We start from the raw sequence: 25,416 nt of genomic DNA on the forward strand, positions 1-25,416 counted from the left end.
TTCATACTTAATGCTTGTTTTTTCAAAACTAAAAAAATTTTACGAAATAATACAACTATATAGTTCATCATCAAATATCTAATAAACCATATCGCTTTTGTAAATCAAGTAACTTCATTCTTGCTTCTCCTGCGTTATCAGCTAAATCGGCAAACTCCACAAAGCGACGCAATTCTTTTTTCAATAAATTACGTTCAACTTCTATAGTTTCTCTATCTAAATCTGGTGGCAAAACAATCATGTCGAATATTGTTGCGCGTTCTTTAGCAGGATGAGGACGTAAAACTCGCCCCCGTCGTTGAATGAATTGGCGGGGATTACCAGAACTTGATAAAATCACCGCAGTTTGAATTGCAGGAATATCGACGCCTTCATCTAAACAACGAATTGCAACTAAACCTTGTAACTCTCCATTTTCAAATTGATGGCGCAATATTTCCCTTTCTTGTAAAGTTGTTTGAGCCGTATAGGTGCTTACCTTGTAGCCTAAATCTACACCCAGAATTTTAGCAACAGCTTTAAGTTGGCGTAGCGATGAACGTTGTCCTGTATCTTGGGAACCATCACTACAATAAAAAAGAGTGTGGCTAGTTTCGCGGCGAGTTGCCATTAAATCGCGCAAAGCATTTAATTTATTTTCCGCCGCACCAATTAATCTTGCCCTTTGCATCAACAACGGTTTTAAATCTTCATTGTCTTCAAATCCCGCTTCGCCATTTTCTTTATCTCGATAAAGAAGCGATCGCCCAATTCTTTTAGTTAGCTTTAAATAAGCAATACTTTCCGCTTCAGTTAACTCCACCAGCACCGGATAATACAAATAATGTACCAAAGCACCTTGAGCGATCGCATCCCTCAAAGTAAACTCCGGTTGCAGAACTGGGCCAAAATAATCAAATAAAGATTGCGTGCCAAAATCATCAAAATACCTCTCCGGTGTCGCAGATAAAGCTAGTCTCAACCCAACACTACGCGGTAAACTTTCTTCTAACTTGGGTGCGCCTAAATTATGCGCTTCATCACCAATAATTAAAGTTTTGGCGGGAAAATATTTGAGTTGAGACTGAAATCCATCTCCAATTAAAGTGGAGTTCGTAGTAATCACCGTGACAAACCGTTGAGAACCAGAACGCAGATTATAAATTTGGGTAGAAAGTTGACTTTGCCAAGTGCGTAAATTCTCAAAAGCTAAAATGGGTTGCAAATTAAATTTTTCACATTCTCGTGCCCATTGGGTGACGAGATGGCGGTAGGGACATACCACCACCAGAACTTGTAAATTAATCTGCTGATATAATTCACAAGCGATCGCTAATGCAGTAATAGTTTTACCACTACCAGTAGCCATTTTCAGCGTCCCTCTGCCATTGTTGGTAAACCAGCTAGCGATCGCTTGGCGCTGGTATTGCCGCAATTGCAGAGACACAGGCATCCTTGGGCATCCTGGTAATGGTTGTGGAGTGTAATAACTGCCCTTACTTTCCCTTGTAAATGGTAATTTCAACCGGAAAGTGGGCAGTTGCTGCACTGAATTTTTCGTGAGGTACATATTCATTTAGTCATTGGTCATTGGTCATTGGTACTTATCTTTCCCAATCCCCAATCCCCAGTCCCCATTCCTCAGTTGTAACCTCGCCAAACACCGACGAGAGAACCTTGTACCTGCACTTGTTGAGCCATGACTTCAATGGGATTGTACTTAGAATTTGCTGGTTTCAGGGTAACGCGATCGCCTTGGCGATAAAAACGCTTTAAAGTAGTACCGAACCCATCAACTCTGGCGGCGACAATAGTACCATTTTTTAAATGATTTGGTTCTGCTACTGGACGCAGAAATACCACATCGCCATCAGCAATTAAATCTTCAATCATGCTATCGCCAGCTACTCGCAAAGCATAGGTTTGGGGAGGTAATGAGATATTAGAAAAGTCTAAATGATCTACAGCATCAGTAAATGGTTCTATTAAACCACCAGCAGCGATCGTGCCCAAAATTGGTACACCTTGCTTCACAGGATGCAAAATCCGAATCGTTCGCGCTTGTCCTTCAGTCCATTCAATATATCCTTTAGTGCGTAAATGATCTAAACGACTTTGAATTGGTGCTGGTGACTTCAAGTTCATCGCTTGCATCATTTGCCGAATAGAAGGCGAATGCTGATGCGTTTTGATGTATTCTGCTAACCATTCGTAAAGTTCTTGTTGAGCTTCCGTTAGACGTTCCATAAATTTGCGGGAAGTAATTATAAATGTCTCTAGAACATTAGTACTACAAAAAACTCCCCATAAGCAATAGAAAACTAAAAATATCAAAGGCAAAAGTAAAAATATTCTCTTTTCTCTTACCCATTTATTTCGGATTTTTTACCAGCAAGTAGTTAGGAGCCAATTGCACACTCACTATTTTGACTCCTAACTCCTAACTCCTAACTCTTAACTCCTTTCATTTTGCCCCTAAAATACTAGCAAGCAAAGCCTTTTGAGCGTGCAGGCGATTTTCTGCTTGTTCCCAAACTCGTGATTGAGAACCTTCAATAACAGCTTCGGTAATTTCTTCACCGCGATGGGCTGGTAAGCAGTGTAAAACAATTGCCTCTGGATCGGCAAGGCTTAATAGCTGCTCTGAAATTTGGTAAGGTTGAAAAATTGGCATCCGATTGTCTGCTTCTGTTTCTTGACCCATACTTGCCCAAACATCAGTGTAAAGTACAGCAGAACCCTTAGCTGCTAATTCTGGATCGTGAGTGACGAGGACTTCTGTTTTGTTATTAGCGATCGCTCTTGCTTGTTCTACAATCTGAGAATCTGGCTCATATCCGCTAGGAGTGGCAATTCTGACATTCATCCCCACCAAAGCACAGCCTAACATCAGAGAATTAGCCATATTATTCCCATCGCCCACGTAGGTTAAAGTTAACCCAGCAAAGGTGTTAAAGGTTTCCTGAATTGTCAATAAATCCGCTAATACCTGACAAGGATGTTCTGTATCAGTAAGCGCATTAATCACCGGAATCTTGGCATAGTGAGCAAAAGTTTCTAAATCTTGCTGCGCAAAAGTACGAATTGCCAAAATATCCAGATATCGATCTAATACGCGCGCCGTATCCTGCAAAGGTTCCCCACGACTAACTTGAGTGACATTAGGATTGAGATCGATTACCTGTCCACCAAGTTGGTACATCGCCACAGTAAAACTTACCCGTGTGCGAGTTGAAGCTTTGGAGAACAACAACCCCAAAACTTTATTACACTGCAACTTCAACTGCTGTGATTTAAGTTGAGTTGCTAATTGCAGGAGTTCTTGAAGTTCCGTAGAACTGATGTCCGCTAGACTTAATAAATCTCGTCCGAGCAATGCTGCCATGCTTGTAATCTGTAAAAAATAATTATATATTTCTGTTCCTTTATTCAGCTGTGCCAAGAAAATATAGTTTTAGAACTGATCGGGTATTTTTCGGTTCAGCCCAGGATTTGAGTTAGCTTTTGCTATAAATTTGCTATAAATATTAATTTATCAACTTTATCAGCGATTCAGAATGCCTGATTGTTTCTGGTTCATCACAATAACAACGCCAGAACAACCATTTAAACCGACAAAAGCATCGATATTGTTACAATTTCTGGTCTTTTAGCCTAATTTAGGATAAAGCAGATATTTTTTAGAATTTACAGCTAGACAAATAAATGGATTATGGTACAATAATAAATCGTGGCGTGGTTGCTAATTAAGAGTAATCGTCAGACTTGCCAGCATAGCACAGTGGTAGTGCATCCGACTTGTAATCGGAAGGTCGCGAGTTCAAATCCCGCTGCTGGCTTTTGTGCATTCGCAAATTAATATTATGAGGCGGTTTTTTGGCTCAATTGAATTATGCGAAATTTTCGCATAAAATTAGTGTGGCCGAATTGTTTGGAATATAAGTATTAACATAATAAACTAAGTTGTGGGTTATAAAATTTTGGATGCTGCGTAATCGGTGATTTAGATAAATGCACATAAAAAGTTTACGGTTGCATTCTAACGCAACCGTAATTGGGAGTGAACTATAAAAGTAGAAAAATTAACTGATGAGATAAATGCTTATTGGAGAGTAAATGCAAAAATGAATGCTTGCATTTCAGTAAAAACCCTTCCCAGGTACAAGCATGAATTGATTGCGATCGCTCGATACTGATATTAATTAAGTGGACGCAGAAGTGTAATTTTGCCCATGCCCGTCTCTTGACTGAGTTGCGCCACATAGAGATTTCCATTCGTGGGATTCTCAATCAAATCCAATGGACTTGGATTAAAACCAGTGAAGCCAGTAATACCCGTTTGGGAACTTACAATATCCAACTTTGCGCCACCTGGGGTTAGCACAATGATGTCTTTCCCTGAACTGAAGCGTGTCACCAGCAGTTTGCCTTGCAGCTGACCACCTAAAACATGACTACGATATTCAATAATACCATTAGGTGAAAAATGCTCTCCAAAATCGAAGGCAATACCTTTCCAATTCCGGTCAGGTAGAGTACCAATGGGATATTCACTGATCTGAACTGGATCTGTACCAGCTGTAGGATTTCCTCCACTCAACACCCACTCACAACGCTTCGGATTGGGATGACCATAATAACCATTTTTAACAACCCGAAACAAAAAGTCTCGCTGTGTGCCTAGACTGCTAAGAGCAGGCACAGATGGACTAGTATATGCCCCATTAGTAGCCTTATCAATCCGGTTTTGGCAGGCAAGAGGTAAGGGGATAGGTGTATTTGGCGTATTGCCACCAGCTGCCGAACCATTCGTTGGCACATACAACTGACCATTGCTATGCCAAACCAGATCGTAGGCATTACGTATACCACTAGCAAAGATAGTTACAGGCGCTCCCGGATTAAAAGGGTTATAAGTACCTCCATCCTCCGTCTTAACGCTTAAAGGAGGTGAGGTAATTTTGGACAAGTCAACTCGTAATACAGCAGCAGTTAACAACTGCTCAGGACGATTACTCCAGGCAGTGTTTGGTGCGCCGGTACTACTATTACTACCCTGCAACACATACAGCACGTTTGGCTCATTGGGCTTAAACTCAATGCTATTGGTTAGATGATCCCGGCTCGATCGCGGTAAATCAACCACATAGTCTTTTACTGTCTCTAGATTGGTGCCGCTTAAACGAGTAATTTTACCACTCCACTCTGGCGCATCAACAGTTGCATTCCAGTAGTAGTTATTTGTTACCCAGAGAATTAGATTGTTAGCATTTGTTGATGAGGGATCGAAGTGCATACCAACGATCGTTCGATTACCACCATTTGCAGTCTGCAATGAGGAAATCGTTTGTGGCGTACCCAGAGTGCCATCAGCATCGATCGGGAAACGCAAAATCTCACCTAATAAGGTAGCAGCATAGAGTTTATTGTCAGGCCCAATCAATACTGTGGTGTAAGGCTTGATAGGTACATTCGCTAGTGAGATTTGCTCGAAAGTAATCTTGCTTACTGGTTTCACAAAAGTGCCTGTTGTGAAACTGATGCTATAGGGTAAGAATGCAACACCATTGGTATCTTTAACCCCGTCACTGATTTGTAACAAATATTTGGTATTGTTCTTGAGACGATTTATCGGAGACACTACAATCACATCTCCACCACCGGAAGTGTTGTAATTGGCATTGACTTGTGTATTAGTAGTGCTATCGATCAGCTTGATGGTTGAGGCGGAAATAGTATTAACCGCAATCCCACTGTTAGGAAGATTTAGGTCTGCTGTAATCGAGATATCTGGCGGCACGTTTGTCTGACCATCATTAGGATTGGTCGTTCTGATCGAGGGACGATTACCTGGTGCGATCGCAATATAGTTGAGCTTGGTATTCTTACCACCTTTAGCATCAATTGTGAGCTTGCCATCGGCAACATTAACAATCCGGGTAATTGCGGCAAACTTTTTGGTTGCCGTTGGTACAAAGCCAGAAATAGCAGCCGTCCCTTCTATATTGATCTGGTGCTTACTATTTACACTGTTAATAGCATCACCGACGCTAACAGTCACATTGTACGAACCATTAGATAGAGCATATTCCCAAGCAGCAGGTATGGTGACTCCTGTTCCCGCATTGCTAGGAGGATATTGCAGATGAATCAGTCTATTTAGTCGCCGATCGATGCCACTTTGGTTGCGATCGCGTGTATTGAGTTGGATATCAAGGGGAGTGGGTGTACTATTGCCTAAGCTATCTTCACGCACCCAACCAAAACCTCTAGTATCATTGTAGGCTTGACCGATATCTTTAATATACCCAGATGGTACAGGAGCATTATTTGGTTGAAAAGCAATCCCTTGAACAATTGCTAATACCAGTATTTTAGGTTTGATCTTGTAAATCATAGTATGCCTTGCCGTTGTGTTCGTAGTTGATAGGTGAGTAGTCCATTAACATTGGCCAAGTATCTGCAATGATTATTCTTGGCAATCCTTCACTAGCTATAAACGAACGTAATGACCGCAAGTCTTAGAGAACTCATTTCTCCAAAATGTATAAAAAGTATTTATTAAATACTTTTTATACATCAATACTGAACTTGTTTTTAAGAGAATTATAGGGGAACTTTCTAATGCCTCAACTTGCCACGGTATGATTACGTAAAAAGCAATAAATCAGTAATAAATCTTCAAAATTATTACCATAAACAAACCTTGATATCATGTCCGCCTAATTAGTTATAATTCCCGATCTGTGCAAAAATCAGGAAACCCTCTTTCCCCCTATCGGTTGTGTCTGAATGATAAGTCTTTAACCGGATACGATATGAATTGGTGCTGGCAAAGTTCATTTCTATCTGTGCTGTTAATATATGATGAATATCAAGTTAATTGAATGTTTATAATATATGTACTTTGGGGAGCCAGCAAGGGCGATAGCACAGCGTAAAGCCTTCTCTTCTCCCAAAGGGAGACGCTAGGCGTAGCTTGCTTCTCTGTAAAAGTACGCCAATAACACAGCAACTCTTAAAGATGCTACCGCCAACATCTGGGGGTTTCACGACAACCAAGCAAGTGACCTTTGAAAAACAAAACCCAACATTTTATTCATATTTATGTTGTGTTTAACAATAGTGAAACCCAACATGAATATGCACATATTTTATTATTAAGTAATCAGCCGAACATGATATAAGTTTGACAGCAAATCAGGAAAAATTTTTCAATATCTATACCTTACCTTTGTAATAAGATGATATTCTAATTCACTCATCTATCTGAAGGTGGATTATGCAGAGATTAACTTAATTACCGAGTAAATCAGCTTTATTTATCAGTGCGCAACTCTGTGGGGTAGTAATTTACGATCGCATAATGATTACATAATATTTAACGGGTCTACATCAATAGTTAAACTTACAGATGAAGGACAAAGCGATCGCACTTCTTCCCAATCTGGTAATCGCGGTAAGGCATCAAGAGCAAATTTAATCAATATTTGCCAGCGATAACGATTAGCTACTCGTAAAATACTCGCTGGTGCTGGGCCCAATATCTCGAATTCTTCTTCTGTACTCAAGGCTGTAGCAATAACTTGCGCTGTATTTTGCACTTGAATCGGGTCGAGACTACTTAAACGCAACAAAATTAACCGCCCGTATGGAGGATAATTGAGTGCTTGGCGTTGTTCCAATTCAGCTTGAGAGAAAGATTGATAATCGTGCGATCGCACTGCTGCAATTACCTGATGCTCTGTAGTATAAGTCTGCACAATCACTCTACCGGGATCTTCACCTCTACCAGCACGTCCAGCGACTTGAGTCAAGGTTTGAAACGCTCGTTCGCTGGCGCGATAATCTGATAAATTTAGTAATCCATCGGCGGCGACAACACCCACAAGTGTCACCTGTGGTAAATCCAAACCTTTAGTGAGCATTTGCGTACCAACTAACAAATCTGCTTCGCCGTTGGCAAACCGAGTAAGTAAGGTACGATGGGAGCCTTTATTGCGGGTGGTATCGCTATCAAAACGAATCAAGCGCAACTCTGGGAACTGCCTTGCTAGTTCCTGCGTTACCCGTTGAGTACCGCTACCGAAAAATTTCAGATAAGGGGAACTACAATCAGGGCAAAATTTAGGGTGCGATCGCGCATAGTTACAATAATGACACCGCAATAATTCCGGCGCTTTTTCTTCGGTGTGGTGATACGCCAGCGACACATCACAATGCGGACATTCCAACACATATCCACAACTGCGGCAAGATACAAAAGTACTGTGTCCCCGGCGATGGATAAATAAAATTCCCTGTTGTTTTCTTTCTTGCAACTCTTCTAAAGCTGTTTGCAGCGATCTACTAAATATAGAACGATTTCCCTGCTGCAACTCTAGCCGCATATCGACAATTTCCACCGGTGGTAAAGGGCGAGAATTAATGCGTTCGGGCAAACTTAAATAATAACTCCTGCCCCCTGCCCCCTGCCCCCTGCCCCCTGCCCCCTGCCTCCTGACGCTTACCCAAGTTTCCAACGAAGGCGTAGCGGAACCCAACACCAAGGGGCAATTTTCTAATTCGGCTCGCCACTGGGCAACGGTGCGGGCGTGGTAGGTGGGTATGGGGGAATCTTGTTTAAAGCTGCTATCGTGTTCTTCATCTAAAATAATTAAACCCAAGTTGGGCAAAGGGGCGAAAACGGCGCTACGAGTACCAATGATAACTTGGGGTTCTCCTGCGAGCATTTGTCGCCAAGTGTCATAACGTTCACCATCTGAAAGGGCGCTGTGATAAACGCTGACTTTATTACCAAAACGAGCGCGAAAACGATCGGTTAGCTGGGGTGTGAGTCCAATTTCTGGGACTAAAACCAGGGCAGATTTACCTTGATTGAGGAGAGGTGTGATCGCTTGCAAATATACTTCGGTTTTTCCTGAACCTGTCACCCCATGCAATAAAACTTGAGCAAATCCATTTAATGTCTGAATTGTTTCTAAGGCGCTAGCTTGGGCAGTAGTTAAAAATTTAGCACCATCGCCTACTAATGCTGGGCCTTGTTCAGTTCGCAATACTTCCCGTTCTTCGATGACGATGTAACCTTTTTGTGCCAGCGTCTTGAGGATAGAGGGGCTAGCATTGCAAATTTGCAGTAATTCATTTTGCCACAACTCCCCACCACGCCGCCGCAACACTTCTAAAATCTCTCGTTGGCGAGTAGTTAACTCTCGATCAATTGTATTTGTAAGCGTAACTGCTTTTTGCAATTTTGGTCGAGTTAGTCGCGGCGGTTCTAAGTAGCTTTCTACTAAACCAAATCGCAATAATTCCCGAATACCCCGATAAGCAGATTTGACTTTTTGTTGCAAGTAAATAAAACTGTAATCCCCCGCCGGCTGCCCTTGCAAAAGTTCCCAAACTTGCCGCGCAGTTGGAGTCAAAAAAGCCAAAGGATCGACAGATGCCAGTAAATAACTATCCCCCCCTACCCTCTGCCCCCTGCTCCCTGCTCCCTGCTCCCTGCCCCCTACCCCCTGCCCTCTGTCCCCTGCCCCCTCGCCTCTCACAAGGCGGATACGACGCTGCGATCGCCCCAGCAACCCTGGCGGCAGAGCAATCCGGATTACTTGAATCAGGGGCGTATAGTAATATGCAGCAACTCGGTTAAGTAATTCCCAGTAAGCACTTGGGAAAAATCCAACGCTGACTATATCTTCTACTTCCCGGATTTTTTCTGGTGGTAAATCGATATTGGGTTGTGCCAGTAATCGAATCGCGATCGCTCCTAATTGTTGCGCCCCAAATGGCACGCTCAAAATATCCCCTGGTTTGATTTCTAACTGGGCTGGCAATCGATAAGTAAATAGTCCTGTACTTCCTGGACAGTTTACCAATACTTCAACCCACCGATTAACAGTTTCACCTGACTTATATGATTCACTCGGTTCACTCACCACTAAAGGAGATAAATTTATGTCATTAATATACATAGTTGCTGATTTTATAATTAAATCTTTTCCTCACATAGCCGGTCAAAATCAACCTAGCTAACTAAACTTTAGTTTTTCGCTTTCTTAAATTTAAATGGTATTTCTGAATACTGTTATCCTTCATAATACTTGATAATTTTCCTCTTATGTAATCTACTAGACAAATTCGTATCAACTATATATGCAATAAATATTTGGTACCCACTATACAAATAAAAGCATGTCGGCTATTGCTGCAACAGTTACTCTATCTACTAAATATGGAGTAGCCTTTTTACGCCTAGCGGTAGATATTCAACCCTTTCTGTATATGAGATGCTTTTATACAAAGTAATATCGGCTCGAAATTAAGCTCTTACTCTTATAATTTCGATCGTGTAGGTAACTGGAAATCAAATCAAGAATGCGCAAAGCCATTAGTAGGTCTTCCTTTTATACAACAGTAGACTCCAGCGCCGAAAATATTATAAATATTTAGAAAAATATATGAAAGTTTAAGTAATTTGGATGATTAGCTGGAATTTTTATATTTGTTAAGGTTGAGAAAGTTTGAGGGGGTTTGACATATTTGATAATTCAGAAAAAAATGAAGAATATATCTGTTGGGAATCTAAAAAAAAGCTTTATTGGGTGCTAAGGTCAGTTTCGTTATAGGTTGTACATAACTGTAACCTATAGATACTAGGTAGATGCCGATTTTTATTTCTGTAGACAAATTAGCATCAGCCTATATTTCGCTATTTACGGGTGCATCGTCCATTAGGGAAAACTACCAAGCCTCAAACAAGTAGGTGTAAATGAATTATGTACCAAACAAAGCAACAATCCCTAAAGGAAAATATGAATATTGTTGAATTGGGAAAAATGGAAATACTGGAGAATGCTGCTGATATCGAAGAACCATCACTCGATAGTTTAAATGCAGTGGCAGAAGAATCTCCAATTGTAGTAGAAAATCTGGAATCGGACGAACGCGATGGAGATGACATGGCGGCGGCTCGTCCTTCAGGATACAACAAAACCGAACATGATGATGCTGTTGGCGCATTTTTTAAAGAAATGGCGCGTTATCCGCTCTTAAAAGCTGATGAAGAAGTAGAGTTAGCGCGGCGAGTCAGGTTTATAGAGGAATTTAGAGAAATACAAGCGGCTTTAGAGTTAAAACTGGAACATGAAGCTAGCAAATTAGAAGTGGCTTCCGAGTTGGGAATGACAGAAAAGCAACTAGAAAATCGCTTGTATCAAGGAAGAGTCGCGAAACGCAAAATGATTCGCTCTAACTTGAGATTGGTAGTGTCGATCGCCAAGCGATATTTAAACCGGGGAGTGCCTTTTCTAGATTTAATTCAAGAAGGAGCAATGGGTTTAAATCGCGCTACAGAAAAATTCGATCCCGATAAAGGATATAAGTTTTCTACTTACGCCTATTGGTGGATTAGACAAGCGATTACCAGAGCGATCGCTAATGATGCGCGAACAATTCGGCTACCGATTCATATTGTTGAAAAGCTTAACAAGCTAAAAAAAGCTCAACGAGAACTCAAACAAAAACTCTGTCGTAATCCTACCGAAGGTGAAATGGCAGAATATTTAGAGATTAGCGTGCAACAACTACGTCAGCTACAACAGCTACGACGACAAGCACTTTCTCTCAACCACCGCGTCGGTAAAGAAGAAGACACGGAATTGATGGATTTGCTAGAAGATGAAGATAACTTGTCTCCTGAAGCAAAAATGAATGAAAACATGATGCGTCAGGAGATTTGGGAAGTTTTGGGTGATGTGTTAACTCCACGAGAGAAAGATGTAATTTCTCTGCGTTATGGTTTGACAACCAGCGAACCATGTACTTTAGAAGAAGTTGGCAATATGTTCAATCTTTCTCGCGAGCGAGTGCGTCAAATTCAAAGCAAAGCCATGCGGAAATTGCGCCGTCCTCACATAGCTAAACGCTTAAAAGGTTGGTTGATTTAATTTCATTGCTTAAGATAGAGGTGCAATCTGGAACTTAATTAGCTTTGCAATTCGCAAAAATCAAGCGTCTTGTAGCGTTTTTCGGCTCTTATTTAGTCAATACTCAAAAAAAATTGCTCAGTTGCCTATAGACTATAGACTATAAACTATGGACTATAGAAGAATGACTTCGGATAGCAATTTGATTGTGCGTTTTGCCCAAGCAGCCGATTGCAGCGTATTGTTTAAATTAATTGAGGGACTTGCAAAATATGAAAAATTATCTCACGCTGTTACTGGCAATGCTCTAGCACTTCAGGAGCATTTATTTGGTTCGCGAAGGTATATAGAGGCAATATTAGCGGAATCTGCGGGTCAAGCTGTTGGTTTTGCGCTGTTTTTTCATAATTATTCAACATTTCTGACTAAGCCGGGAATTTATCTGGAAGATTTATTTGTTTTACCAGAATATCGCAGGCAAGGTATTGGTAAGGCTCTCCTGACTAAAGTGGCTCAGATAGCTGTAGAACGTGATTGTGGGCGATTAGAGTGGAGTGTCTTAGATTGGAACGAGTCAGCCCAAGCATTTTACCGTAGTATGGGAGCTTCTATATTAGATGATTGGCGAATTTGTCGTGTTACAGAAGATGCGCTTATTCAGTTAGGGTCTGTTAAATTTTTATCAGGGAAAACGCACCTTATTTCCTAGTAAAAACTAATAATATTAGGACTAGTATTTGATTTCTGAAAAGATACGTAGGGTGTGTAGCTGCGAGAGTACGGCACCATCATCAAGGGTTTGGTGCGTTACTCTCCGTGTCCAAGAGGGGTTGGGGGAGAGGTCAAAAAAGGGCTTGTCGAACTCATGTTAATCATAGAACTTTTCACTTTACTGAATTTAACGGTATAGAGACGGAAAATTCTGCTCCTTTTCCTAGCTCCGAGATTACACTTATTCGTCCCCCATGTTTTTCTACAATAGAGTAGCTAATCGATAATCCTAAGCCTGTTCCTGTGCCAATAGGTTTTGTCGTAAAAAATGGGTCAAATAAATGCTGCTTCACCTTTTCAGACATACCAGAGCCATTATCTGCAATTTGAATGGTTATTGTATTAGCCTCAGTCATTTTGGTACGAATTTCGATGGTGGGGATTTTTGTTTGTGTATGTTCAGTTGTGAATAATGAATCTAATGCATCAATAGCATTGCTAAGAATATTCATAAACACTTGATTGATCTGACTAGCGTAGCAATTTACTTCAGGCAGTTGGGCATATTCCTTAATCACATTAATTGCGGGGCGGGATGTTTTCTCTTCTAGACGGTGCTGTAAAATTAACAAGGTGCTGTCAATACCTTCATGAAGATTGACAGTTTTCATTTCAGCCTCATCTAGGCGCGAAAAATTGCGGAGAGAAAGAACAATCTGGCGGATGCGATCTGCTCCTATTTTCATTGATTGCAGTAATTTTTGGAGGTCAGATTTGAGGAAGTTTAAATCTATGGCCTCTAGTTCTTCTTGAATTTCAGCAAATGGTTGAGGATAGTAATGTTGATACAGCTCGACCAAGTGCAGCAAATTTTGACAATATTCATTGGTATAGGTGACGTTGCCATAGATAAAGTTAATCGGATTGTTAATTTCGTGGGCGATACCTGCCACCATTTGCCCCAATGAAGACATTTTTTCAGTTTGAATAAGTTGGCTTTGGGTGTGTTGCAGTTGTTCTAAAGTTTCCGAGAGATGCTGATTTTTATCATTCAACTGAAAAGTTCTCTGCTCTACCTTTTGCTCTAAGGTATGGCTGTAATCCTCTACTTGGGCTTTTGCTACAGCGAGATTGTTATACAACATGGCATTTTGCAGCGAGATGGCAGCTTGTGCTGTAAGCAGCCGCAAAACTTCAAGACGGTTTTGGGTAAAGGCTCCAGTCGTCAAACTGTTTTCTAGATATAGGATGCCAACGATCTGGCCGCGATTGTGAATAGGCGTACATAGCAAGCTTTTAGGTTGCCATTGAATAATATAGGGATCGTTGGCAAAAGTGGTTTCTTTGCGGGCATCATCTAGCACTAAGGTTTCGGAAGTACGCGAGACATAGTTCACCACGGTTTTAGGAATATCCTGACTGGCTGAAAGAGGCAATGAGTGCAGATTTCCCCCAAGGCTTTCATGCAAAGGCATAGATTGCTCCTCTTCGACGATCGCTTTGCTGTTTCTCTGAGCTGCAACCACCCAATTATCCTCTTGAAGCAGCAAGAGTACTGATTTTTCAGCCCCAGCGTTTTCGCTTACAACCTGCATCAAGGTTGTCAACAGCTTTTCTAACTCAATTTCTCCAGCCAGTGCATGAGAGGCTTTGATCGCCGTTACTAAATCTAACGCTTCAGTCCCACTGGAACTAGTGTGTGTGAATCCGATTGTAGTCATGAGGCTAGAGTCTGTAGAAGCATTTTCCTCCTCCTGAAGGCTCGTCGAAGCCAAGAATTGCGGATATTGGCTCTCCAACTGTTTGACTTTGGCTACAGCTCCCCATTTTAGGTAACTGTAATAAGCATTCATCAGGTAAATTTGAGCGATACCTTCTGTGGACTTTCCTGGGGAACGGTGCGCGTAGCTTGCTTCTACAAAGTGGTACGCCAACGTTTCTTTGTGCCATTCCAAGTAAAATCGGGCAGCCAATTCATTGGCGAGGGCAACTTCTTGAATGTATCCATTGATTTTTGCCCCAGCGATCGCGCGATCATAAAGATCCACAGCCTGCGCCATCAGTCCCAAGACTCGACATTCTTCGGCTTTTACTAGTTCAAATTTGTGCAAATAATTCATGGGTGCGTGGTGCGCCCATATCTTCATTTTTTCCTGGTTTTCTGTCACCCGCTCCAGTAATATTTCTCGGCGATCGGCCGTAGCTGTAGAATATTCTGCCAGAGCCGTCAATGAATCATAAAAATAAAACATCTGCACAGTAGCATAGCCCGTGCCTGCAACTAGATAAACTCTAGCTTGAGCCGCTGTTTCCACTGCTTGCGAGATGTTTTCAAACAAATAACAGAGAATCAACTTGTGTAGCCAGAAGTAGTGAGGCCCCACCAAGTCATTCGCATTATGCATTTGAGTCAAAAATTTTGCTTCATCAAGTACCTCACCTGTTAAAATACAGGGATTTTCAGCCTTGCCAAGCAAATTCAAAACTGTTTGCCAAAAGACACGGCAGTAGTTGAGAACCATGTCTTGCCTAAAATTTTCCAAAACATGACAGTAAGCCCGGATATCTTCTTCTAACGATTTCAGTTCTCGCCCCAAAAAATAAGAATACTGACAGATGTCTTTCGTATTGAAGGCAACGTAGTATACATTTCTAGTTTCCAGAGCAATTTTGTAGCCCTCCAGTATCAGCTGTAAGGATTTTTGTAGTGGAGACTTCAAATAGGTGATAAAAGCACCTGTAACATAAAATACAGTAGGTTTGATGTCGCTAATATTAAATTTGTCAGTTAGTGCCAAAGCCAGGTTGCCAAAGAGATAAGCTTTTTCAATATCTTGGAGAATTCCGTTTAACAGAATGCCATAGGCGGCATAACAGAAGGCAGAAAATGGAGCATTGCCATACTGAATTGATGCTTTGACTTGTGACAGGATGACTAGGGGAAACAGATTTGGTTCGGCGGTGTAAACGGCTGGAGCAACGTTTGCCACAATTCGGTTAACAGCCAGCTTGTCTTTTGCCGTCATCAGGGGTAAATCAACCAAGGAAGCAATATCACGCCCGTTAATTAAGGCAGCAGTTTCCTGAAGGGCTTGCTGAATATCTTCAGGGGTGGATGTTTCGGGAAAAACCACGCCGAACAGACTCATTCCCTGGCGAGCGATCGCGATCGCGCCTATTACATTATTTTGAGTTGTATACGCCTGGATTTTGGTTTCATAAATGCTGATTCGATCTAGTGGAGTTTTGGCTTGCTGCATTACTGTTTGAGCCAATTGCTCCATCTGTTCGTGGGCACCACAAAGGTAAGCAGCTTCGGCAGCTGATTCGTGCAGTGCTAGAGCCAATTCATACTGAGTGTGCCAACAGTCGGATCTTAATAAACCAATCCCGGTAGTTAAATACTCAATTGCTACCTGGTAAGATGTCGCAGATTTAGCTTTTTTTCCTGCCAGTAGGTTAAGTTGTGTCAGTCGATCGCGATCGGGCACAGATACAATCAGTTCTTTGCCAAGATTCAATTGGTTGACAATTTCAAAAATCAGCAATTCTTGCTCAGTTTCCGGGGTATTATTCAACAGTAATTGACCAATCTTCAGGTGAGTTGCTGGTTTCTGATTCGCCGGAATTAGTGAATAAGCGGCTTGTTGAATGCGATCGTGGAAAAATTTGTAGGTAATATTTATCGACCCGCGATCGTTTGTCAAATCATTTATGACAACAGACTCATTCTGAAAGAATGTATACCCTTCACCACCGGGCAAAATTAATCCATCCTTGAGAGCTGGCCACAAATCTGCTGCGGTTTGGGCTGGAGATTTTTCATAGACAATCGATAGGGTTTCTAAATCAAACTGATTGCCAACACAGGCGGCCAGTTTGAGAACATCCTGCGTCTGCGATCGCAATTTTTGGAGTTGCAGCACCACAAACTCCACAATATCTTCTGTAAAAGAAAGCGCCCGGATTTGAGCAAGATTGCACTGCCAATCGCCTGTTCTGCTGGCAAAGGCGATCAGTCCATCTTCATGCAGCGATTTGAGAAACTGGTTAGTGAAAAATGGATTACCTTTAGTCTTTTGATACACCAAATTGGCGATCGCAATTGCTTGTTCTGCTGAATATTTCAACGTATCTGCAATCAGTTGATTTAGGTCAGCTTCGGTAAGGGCAGAAAGAACAATACTGCTAACTGTAATCGCCTCTTGACGCATCTCCTCAATGGTCAACATCAAGGGATGTGCAGAAGAAACCTCATTATCTCGATATGCTCCAATCACTAACAAATAAGAGTTATTGGCTTCACTCATCAACAGATGCATCAGTTTTAAAGAAGCCAAGTCTGCCCATTGTAAATCATCAAGGAAAATGACCAGGGGATGCTCTTGAGTTGTGAATACTTGAATGAATTTCTGAAATAGCAAATTGAAGCGGCTTTGGACAGCAGTACCCGATAATTCTGGAACAGAGGGCTGTTTGCCAATGATTCGTTCGAGTTCTGGAATCACCTCAATAATCACTTGACCACTTTCACCCAATGTAGATAAAATTTGGGTCTTCCACTGGTTAATTTGAGCATCACTCTCTGTCAGCAGTTGTGCCATTAAGTCCCGGAATGCTTGCACCAAAGCAAAAAAGGGAATATTACGATTAAATTGATCGAATTTGCCTTTAATAAAGTATCCGCGCTGACGGGCGATCGGTTTGTGAACTTCGTTGACAATTGCCGTTTTCCCAATACCAGAGGAACCTGCTACCAGAATGATTTCAGAAGTTCCCTGGCGCACCCGTTCAAAGGTTGCTAGTAGCATTGCCACTTCTGCTTCCCGGCCATAAAGTTTTTCGGGAATTGTAAAGCGATCGCAAACGTCCCTATGCCCTAGCTGAAACGGGATAATATTTCCAGTCTCCTGCAATTGATCCAAACAAATTTGCAGATCGTGCTTTAGCCCTAATGCATTCTGATAGCGATCTTCAGCATTCTTCGCCATCAGTTTCATGACGATATCACAGAGAATTTGGGGAATCTCTTCTCTATTCCCTAAAAGTGGTGGTTGTTTCGCTATGTGACAATGCACCAATTCCATCAAATCATCGGATTGAAATGGTAATTGTCCAGTTAAGAGTTCATAGAAAGTGACTCCGAGAGAATAGAAGTCAGTGCGGTAATCAATTCCCCGATTCATTCGTCCGGTTTGTTCGGGCGAGATATAGGCAAGGGTTCCTTCTAAAACAGTCGGGCTGGTTGAAAGTTGGTTAACTCTTGGTAGCATTGAAGCAATGCTAAAGTCAATGAGTTTAACCTCCTTTGTAGTCGGATTTATCAGGATATTGGCGGGTTTGATATCCTTGTGGATAACTTGGTGATGGTATAGATCGGCCAGGATATCAGCAAGTGCGATCGCAATCTGTAAAAACTCGCTCAAAAACTCAGGATAAAAGCGTGAGATATTTTCCTCACTTGCTACCTTTCTGAATCCCTGTCTCCAAGTGTCAGCATACTCCTTCAAAGAAATTCCGCCAAAGTCTTCTAAGATCAGAGCAGGTCGATTATGACAATTTTCCAGGCTATAGATCCGAACAACCCCAGGAACATTTAAGATTTTCGTAATTGTGTACTGATTTTTGAATTGAGCCAACTCAATCAGACTGGGATAACAATTTTTAAGAAGTTTGATCGCAACAGCAGTTTGATCGCTCTCTCGCAAAGCTCTGTAAACCAGAGTGCGACTGCTGGTGTAAATTCTCTCACCAATTCGATAGCCGGGAACATCGACTCGATTCTCTAGCATAAAAGTTGCTATTGGATAACCTAAGTTTATTTTTCCCTAATTAACTTGAATTATCACAATTCATTAGTAAAAATTGAGAAACCCGATCGAGCTAAATCAACCGACTATAGTTGAATCTATACCATTAATCTCAGAGGATGTTTGAAAAGTATTTTTGGTAACTTCTAAGCCTTGGAAACTTAACCTTTTTACCCCATTCCCTACAAGTAAATGTGGGTTAAATGAGGGTTTCAAAACCTCTGTTTGCTTGCCTGACGATAGGCTGACGCCAATGGGGAAAGGAATGGAAACGGGATTTATGGCATACTTTACGACTTTTTAAACATTCTCTAAGGGAGCTGCACGGAAAATAAATTTGGGTTCTTGCAGTAGTTTTATGGTAATCAGTAGAGGTTACTAAATTTTCATAATTATAATTTAGCGAGCTAGGACTCCTATTTGATAGACTCAGTACGGAACTATCCCTTTTTTCCTATTTTCTGTTTGCTGCCCACGTAAGTAAATTCAGTAATCAAACTGAATTACTATATCAATACGTAAAATATCAGTTTTTTTCAGCATTTCATTATTATAAAATATACTTAAATAACTCCAGCTTTCTAATCTTTAGGATTGCATGGTGAAATTTTAAAAACACTCCTGCAAAGTATTGTAAGTGGCAATTGCTTACGGATATCTTAATCATGGAACGGGGAATCAACACAGAATTCTTCATGATGCAATTACAGACGGAATTGAAAATTTTTATTAAGCAAAATTTAAAAAATTATTGGGCTAAGTTTGACAGCTTGTCATTTGACTATGGCAGCGGCTCAACTGACAATTATGGAGGATATTGCACCGAATAAGCCGTTATTGCAGAGAGAACACGAAATGAAAAAAATGATTACAGTCATACTGTTAGGCATAGCAATCTTCACATTTGCCTTCAGTAGTCCAGCATTGGCAGCAGACGCTGCTAGTGGAGCTAAAGTATTTAGTGCCAATTGTGCCTCTTGTCACGCCGGAGGAAAGAATCTGGTTCAAGCTGACAAAAACCTGAAGAAGGAGGCTTTGCAAAAGAATGGTTTGTACTCAGCAGAGGCGATTATTTCCCAGGTTACAAAAGGTAAAAATGCCATGCCCGCTTTCGGCAAACGTTTAAAGTCTAACCAAATTGAAGATGTAGCGGCTTATGTGCTTTCACAAGCAGATAATGGTTGGAAGTAGACTAAAATCTAACTTCAAAAATTAACAATTGGCGGGGCTTTCTGTCCCGCTAATCTTAGAGTTGCCGCAATTATCAAACAGGATGCATATACCAATTTAGGATTTTGGATTAATAGTCTTTATAAAAAGACTGTTCCAAAAATATGAAACAATACTACCTATCCTCATTTGGTATTATGAGTAATTTCTGGCGATTATTTTTCAGTATAATTATTGCTTTTCCTCTCACTTTTTGGACTTTACCTGCACATTCCTCACCCATTTTAATTACCCAAATTACAGCAGGTGATTTTTTAGAGTTGGGTGTAGATAAGATGCGGCGCGGTGATTATCAGGAAGCAATAGAGAATTTCAACCAGGCGATTGAACTTAAGAAAGATTTGGCTGTCGCTTATAGCGATCGCTGTCTTGCTTATCTCCAACTACAAGATTACCATCAAGCGATCGCAGATTGTACTCAAGCCATAAATTTTGCACCGAATAACTTCGAGGCTTATCTGAACCGAGGAGTAGCACACTACAGACAAGGGGATTATTCAGCTGCCATTGTCGATCTTAATCGAGCGATCGCACTTAAACCCTCCGATTTTCGAGCTTATTACAACCGAGGGTTAGCCCGTGCTGGGGATGGGAAAAACTCAAAGGCAATTCTTGACTTTAATTTAGCCCTAACTCAAATTCCTCGAATCAGTAGCTTATTGCTTGCAGATATCTATAATGACCGAGGTTTAGCACATTTTGTCTTGCAAGATATCCAAGCTGCAATGCTCGACTTTAATCTAGCAATTCGCCTCAATGCTAAGGATTATAGAGCGTACTTTAACCGAGGTTGTGCTTGCGGACGAAACGGAGATAACTTTGGTGCAGTGCGTGATTTTTCCCAAGTCATCAGACTTAACCCCAGTAATGCCCAGGCTTACGTTAATCGGGGAGTAGCTCAGTATCGCTTAGGATATCACTTAGGAGCGATCGCTGATTTACAAAAAGCATCTGAGTATTTTGAAAACCAAGGAAAGAAAGTTGCTTACGAAAAAACTCTAGATTTACTGAAGAGTTTGCGAGAACAAATTTCCTTTGCAACGGAAATCGCTCTTTTATAAAACTTTCAGCACTATACAGGGTATCCACCAGCTTGAAAAATCTGTTCGGCGGTTAAATTTAATTCGGGGAAAAGAGGTGAGATAATGTGATCGCTACCTCGAAACTGGCTGACTTGATATTCTCCCTCAATTAAGGTGTAAAGCGAGACAGTTGGTTGTTTAGGGTTGCCAATAAATCGCCTACCGCCTAAAGCAGCATAGTCTACAATCCAGTATTCTGGGATGCCTACAGCCTCATAATCAGCAGCTTTTTTTAAATAATCATCACGCCAATTGCTACTTACTACCTCAACTACCAAGGGTATTGATTCCGCTTGGCTTACAGTAGATTCTTTTTTCCATAAAGGTTCATTTACTAAATTGGGGCGATTTAATATCAGCACATCTGGTGAGTAAGCAGATTCATTTTCAAGCGGTTTGACTAATACTGTTTTGGGTATGAAGTAAGGGAGATTTAAACGAATACACTCTCTAGTAACTTCAAAAGCTAAAAATCCAACTACCTCTTCATGGTCGCCTGTAGGTTGCGGCATCTCTACAATTACTCCATCATGCAATTCATGACGTTTTCCCGTGTTGTCAGGATATTTAGCAACAAATTCATCGAATGTAACTAGTTTGCGTAAGGCTTGAATCATTGTATTGTGTTTGCGAAGCTTCCAGTTTTTCCAATGCTAACGTAATTCGTAATTACTACAATACAGAGGCTTTGAGGCTTATTCCCCTTCGCCTTTTAAAGCCTAGTTTGCTTATAAAATGCAATATATCTAGCCCTTGAGATCGCACGTCTGGGAATTTGAGCGTTTGAAGCAGACTAAAAGATATATCAACCCAGAATCAGATCATATTACTAATATAACCGAGATCACACTTCAATGAGTTCATCTCAGCTAAACTAAATTTTTATAGTTAAATATCACAAATACTCACATAGTAACTTAAATTATCGCAATGAAAAATCTAGGGCGCAAACCTCCTATTCATCTTCACTCAAAGCAGAAAGAACCACCTTCTCCTCATGAGCTTAAACAGCTATTGATGACTGTTCGTGCCCAACACGATGAATGGCAACAACGTGCGAAAGAAAATGAGGAAGCTGTATCTCAACGTGATGAAGCAGAACAACGTGCAAAGGAAGCTGCATCACAACTGGTTCATGTTCAGCAAGAAATTCAAACTTATCAAATCGAGGTTAATGAGCTAACACTCGAAGCTAATGAGCTAAAAGAGCAAGTTACTCAAAACTATCGCTTCTATATTGATGAGCAGGAAAATCATCAAAAGACGCTCTACCTTTATAACGAAGAAAAAGCGAAAATATCCCAGCTAGTTCATGTTCACCAGCGAGAGATCCAAACTTGCCAACTCGAAGCTGATGAGTTCAAAGAGCGAGTAACTCAAAATTACCAGTTATATATTGATGAACAACAAAGTCATCAACAAACGCTCTGTCTCTACAACGAAGAAAAAGCGAGAGCAACAGAATTACTTACCAAATATGAGTCAGTAAACTCTGAACGAGAAATATATTTGACTTTATACAATGAAGCTAAAGCAGAACTCAAGCATGAGCGTCGTTCCAAAGCTAGCATTAAGGGATGGGAAACTCGCCGGAAAGCTGAGAATGAAAAACTAAAACGAGAAATTGCTCAGATGGTTGTGCTATTACGTGACTCTTTAGCAAGTAAGGATGAAGCAGTAAATAGTCTTTACGTTGTTGCAGAGCGTATGGATCGGATTCAATCTCTAGTTGATTCGGTGGAAGAAGAAACAACTAACAATCCTATGGGTTTGATACAAAAATTTAAACGCATCTGGCTGGCAATTAAAGACATACTTTCTGAATAAACAAGCATACTCATGAGCAAAAAATCACTACCAACCACGCAAAAACAAGGTAAAGCAAGGCTGGGAGATCAAATTCGTAGTATTGCCGATCGCCTTAAACAAGAGACAGATGTACAGATAACAGCAACTTCTCGAATTTTAGGCGCTGCTGCTCAAATTGCCGAAAATCATGACCAACTTATTAATGAAGTAGTTGATATGGTTGAGTCAGACCTAAATGTAGAGAAACAGGTATATCAAAAGCATATTTACACTATTGATATTCTGAAGCAACAATTTAAAACATTACGGGATGCAAAGGCTCACTTTAATCTGAAAGTTACTAGTTGGGAATCACTAGCTAATAAATTAAATGCTGCATCTTCCCAAACAATCACAATTCAGAATAAACCTCAATCAAATCAGGGTTTGGTAGACACTAATACGATCAAAGGTGAATATAATTTTAATAATATTGAGAAATTGACAGTTTTTTTAGAACCTGATGTTGCAGAAATGTTTCCTAATTCGGACGCAGTAAATGAAGCTCTGCGTTTTCTAATTAGAGTTACGAGTAAAAATTATTGAAAAAATGTAGCAATTTTATAGAAAGAAAAATATATTTTTCTTTCTATAAAATTGAGTATTTTTTTCTCCTCATACTACTAACCGATCAGGCGTAATACCATCAGAGAGCGATCTGAAACTGGTAGACTTTGAGAGCCGGAAACTAATTTTCCTCGTTCTAAAAACCGAGGTTCATTAGTGTCAATTACTATCTCCCATACCTTTTCTTTAAAGTCATCGGGTAAAGCAAACTCAATTAACTCGTAGTGAGCGTTAAAAAATATCAGAAAACTTTCATCAATAATCCGCTCACCACGATCGCCTGGAGTAGCAATTCCCTGCCCATTCAAAAAAATCTCCATTACTTTGGCATAACTAACTAGCCACTGTTGCTCAGTCATTTCACTGCCATCAGAATTAAACCAAGCAATATCATTAATACCTAAACCGTGAATGGGGCGACCTTGAAACCACTTACGTCGTCGGAATACTGGATGCTGATGGCGAAAATTAATCAGTTCGCGTGTAAAGTCTAGTAAATCCGAGTTTGCTTTATGTAAATCCCAATGTCGCCAAGAAATCTCATTGTCTTGGCAGTAAACATTATTATTTCCATTTTGACTACAACCAATTTCATCCCCCTCTAATAGCATTGGGACACCTTGAGATAGCATTAGGGTTGCTAAAAAGTTTCGTCGTTGCCGTTCGCGCAAACGCATTACTTCTGGATCGTCGGTTTCGCCTTCTACACCACAATTCCAGGATCTATTATGACTTTCACCATCTCTATTATCTTCCCCGTTTGCGTGGTTATGCTTTTCGTTATAGCTGACCAAATCATTTAACGTGAAACCATCATGAGCAGTTATGAAATTAATACTTGCATTTGGGTTACGCCCGTTTGTTTGATACAAGTCAGGACTACCAGTAAAACAGTAGGCAAATTGTCCTAAACTATCATCTACACCACGCCAAAAATCTCTAACAGTATCCCGATATCTACCATTCCACTCAGACCAACGCAGTGGAAAGTTCCCGACTTGATAGCCGCCTTCTCCTAAGTCCCAAGGTTCAGCAATCAGCTTTACATCTGCCAAGATTGGGTCTTGATGAATAATATCAAAGAAAGCTGATAGGTTATCTACTTCATATAATTCCCGCGCCAGCGCCGAGGCTAAATCAAAGCGGAAGCCATCTACATGCATTTCTGTTACCCAATAGCGCAGGCTATCCATGATTAACTTCAGAACTTGAGCATGACGCACATTCAGAGAGTTACCGCAGCCTGTAAAGTCCATGTAGTAGCGAGGATCGTCCTTTACCAAACGGTAATATACAGAATTATCAATACCTCGCAAAGATAGCGTTGGCCCGAAATGATTTCCTTCGCCAGTGTGGTTGTAGACTACATCTAAGATCACTTCAATTCCGGCAAAATGTAGTGCCTTGACCATTTGCTTGAATTCAGTGACTTGTTCTCCTCTAGTACCACTAGCACTGTAAGTAGAATAAGGGGCAAAATAATTGATAGAATCGTAGCCCCAGTAATTGCTTAATCCTTTTCCTTCTAAATGTCCCGGATGAGATAGAAAGTGATGTACTGGCATCAACTCAACTGCTGTAATGCCTAATTGCAGTAAGTGTTGAATTGCAGCCGGATGCGCCAATCCAGCATAAGTGCCGCGTAATTCTTCTGGAATATCTGGATGTAGTTTAGTAAAACCTTTGACGTGAGTTTCATAAATAACAGTTTTATACCAAGGTGTAGCAAGCAATTGATCGCCTTCCCAATCAAAAGATTGATCGACCACAACACACTTGGGCATTATTTTGGCATCATCTAGTTCGGAAAAAACTAAGTCTTTTTCCTCAGCGTCTAGAGAGTAGCCAAAGACAGCTGGATCGTTACTAAATTCACCGTCAATTGCCTTGGCGTAGGGGTCAATTAATAGTTTGTTGGGATTAAATCGATGACCTACTTCTGGTGCCCACATCCCATGTACTCTAAACCCATACTTTTGGCCTGGGGCAACTCCAGGTAAGTAACCATGCCAAACAAAATTGTTTTTTTCTGTCAAAGGCAAGCGGATTTCTTCGTCATCATTATCAAATAAACAAAGCTCTACCCCTGTTGCATTTTCCGAAAATAAAGCAAAGTTTGTTCCTTTACCATCCCAAGTTGCACCTAAAGGATATACATTTCCCGGCCATACAGCTACATACATAAGTAAATCTTGAATAATATTAGTTTTTCTGCAAATAAATATTATTGACTTCAACTTTTTTGAATAATTAGTTAAAATC

General features: G+C 40.8%; 14 protein-coding genes and 1 tRNA gene. 7 read left to right on the forward strand and 8 right to left on the reverse strand.

The window, feature by feature from the left end; genetic code table 11:
- Nucleotides 1-70 precede the first annotated feature (70 nt).
- The 3 genes from RM368_RS05110 to argF form a co-directional block, all read right to left on the reverse strand.
- Complete coding sequence (locus RM368_RS05110) at nt 71-1,549, reverse strand: DNA phosphorothioation system restriction enzyme (RefSeq protein ID WP_322693049.1); 1,479 nt, start codon at nt 1,547-1,549, stop codon at nt 71-73.
- Nucleotides 1,550-1,620: 71 nt separating this feature from the next.
- Nucleotides 1,621-2,226 (reverse strand): transcriptional repressor LexA, encoded by a 606-nt coding sequence (gene lexA, locus RM368_RS05115; protein ID WP_322693050.1) that lies wholly within the window; start codon nt 2,224-2,226, stop codon nt 1,621-1,623.
- 217 nt (nt 2,227-2,443) lie between these two features.
- Nucleotides 2,444-3,364 (reverse strand): ornithine carbamoyltransferase, encoded by a 921-nt coding sequence (gene argF, locus RM368_RS05120; protein ID WP_322693051.1) that lies wholly within the window; start codon nt 3,362-3,364, stop codon nt 2,444-2,446.
- A gap of 382 nt (nt 3,365-3,746) precedes the next feature.
- Here argF and RM368_RS05125 point away from each other — a divergent pair.
- A tRNA-Thr gene (locus RM368_RS05125) sits at nt 3,747-3,818 on the forward strand.
- 359 nt (nt 3,819-4,177) lie between these two features.
- Here RM368_RS05125 and RM368_RS05130 read toward each other — a convergent pair.
- On the reverse strand, nt 4,178-6,376 hold the full coding sequence (locus RM368_RS05130) for an Ig-like domain-containing protein (RefSeq protein WP_322693052.1): 2,199 nt from the start codon (nt 6,374-6,376) through the stop codon (nt 4,178-4,180).
- 973 nt (nt 6,377-7,349) lie between these two features.
- Nucleotides 7,350-9,953, reverse strand: a complete 2,604-nt coding sequence (gene priA, locus RM368_RS05135) for a primosomal protein N' (RefSeq protein ID WP_322693053.1) — start codon at nt 9,951-9,953, stop codon at nt 7,350-7,352.
- A gap of 804 nt (nt 9,954-10,757) precedes the next feature.
- Here priA and RM368_RS05140 point away from each other — a divergent pair.
- Nucleotides 10,758-11,927: an RpoD/SigA family RNA polymerase sigma factor gene (locus RM368_RS05140; protein ID WP_322693054.1), complete on the forward strand. Its 1,170-nt coding sequence runs from the start codon at nt 10,758-10,760 to the stop codon at nt 11,925-11,927.
- Nucleotides 11,928-12,090: 163 nt separating this feature from the next.
- Nucleotides 12,091-12,615 (forward strand): GNAT family N-acetyltransferase, encoded by a 525-nt coding sequence (locus RM368_RS05145; RefSeq protein ID WP_322693055.1) that lies wholly within the window; start codon nt 12,091-12,093, stop codon nt 12,613-12,615.
- Nucleotides 12,616-12,790: 175 nt separating this feature from the next.
- Here the strand turns inward: RM368_RS05145 and RM368_RS05150 are convergent, their stop codons facing one another.
- Nucleotides 12,791-18,409, reverse strand: a complete 5,619-nt coding sequence (locus RM368_RS05150; RefSeq protein ID WP_322693056.1) for an AAA family ATPase — start codon at nt 18,407-18,409, stop codon at nt 12,791-12,793.
- Nucleotides 18,410-19,282: 873 nt separating this feature from the next.
- Here RM368_RS05150 and petJ point away from each other — a divergent pair.
- Together petJ and RM368_RS05160 are read left to right on the forward strand one after the other, a co-directional pair.
- Nucleotides 19,283-19,618: a cytochrome c6 PetJ gene (gene petJ, locus RM368_RS05155; RefSeq protein WP_322670045.1), complete on the forward strand. Its 336-nt coding sequence runs from the start codon at nt 19,283-19,285 to the stop codon at nt 19,616-19,618.
- Nucleotides 19,619-19,794: 176 nt separating this feature from the next.
- A complete protein-coding gene (locus RM368_RS05160) occupies nt 19,795-20,718 on the forward strand; it encodes a tetratricopeptide repeat protein (RefSeq protein WP_322693057.1) in 924 nt (307 codons plus the stop codon).
- A gap of 11 nt (nt 20,719-20,729) precedes the next feature.
- Here the strand turns inward: RM368_RS05160 and RM368_RS05165 are convergent, their stop codons facing one another.
- Entirely contained in the window at nt 20,730-21,356 is a 627-nt protein-coding gene (locus RM368_RS05165; RefSeq protein ID WP_322693058.1) for a Uma2 family endonuclease, read from the reverse strand.
- 313 nt (nt 21,357-21,669) lie between these two features.
- Between RM368_RS05165 and RM368_RS05170 the strand changes: the two genes are divergently transcribed.
- Together RM368_RS05170 and RM368_RS05175 are read left to right on the forward strand one after the other, a co-directional pair.
- The gene (locus tag RM368_RS05170) at nt 21,670-22,566 is read left to right on the forward strand and encodes a hypothetical protein (RefSeq protein WP_322693059.1); all 897 of its coding nucleotides are present in this window, start codon (nt 21,670-21,672) and stop codon (nt 22,564-22,566) included.
- Between the two features lie 12 nt (nt 22,567-22,578).
- Entirely contained in the window at nt 22,579-23,133 is a 555-nt protein-coding gene (locus RM368_RS05175; protein ID WP_322693060.1) for a hypothetical protein, read from the forward strand.
- 77 nt (nt 23,134-23,210) lie between these two features.
- Here the strand turns inward: RM368_RS05175 and glgX are convergent, their stop codons facing one another.
- The gene (glgX, locus tag RM368_RS05180; RefSeq protein WP_322693061.1) at nt 23,211-25,337 is read right to left on the reverse strand and encodes a glycogen debranching protein GlgX; all 2,127 of its coding nucleotides are present in this window, start codon (nt 25,335-25,337) and stop codon (nt 23,211-23,213) included.
- Between the last annotated feature and the right edge of the window lie 79 nt (nt 25,338-25,416).

This window comes from Nostoc sp. DedSLP03 (genome assembly GCF_034530815.1).
Lineage (GTDB): Bacteria > Cyanobacteriota > Cyanobacteriia > Cyanobacteriales > Nostocaceae > Nostoc.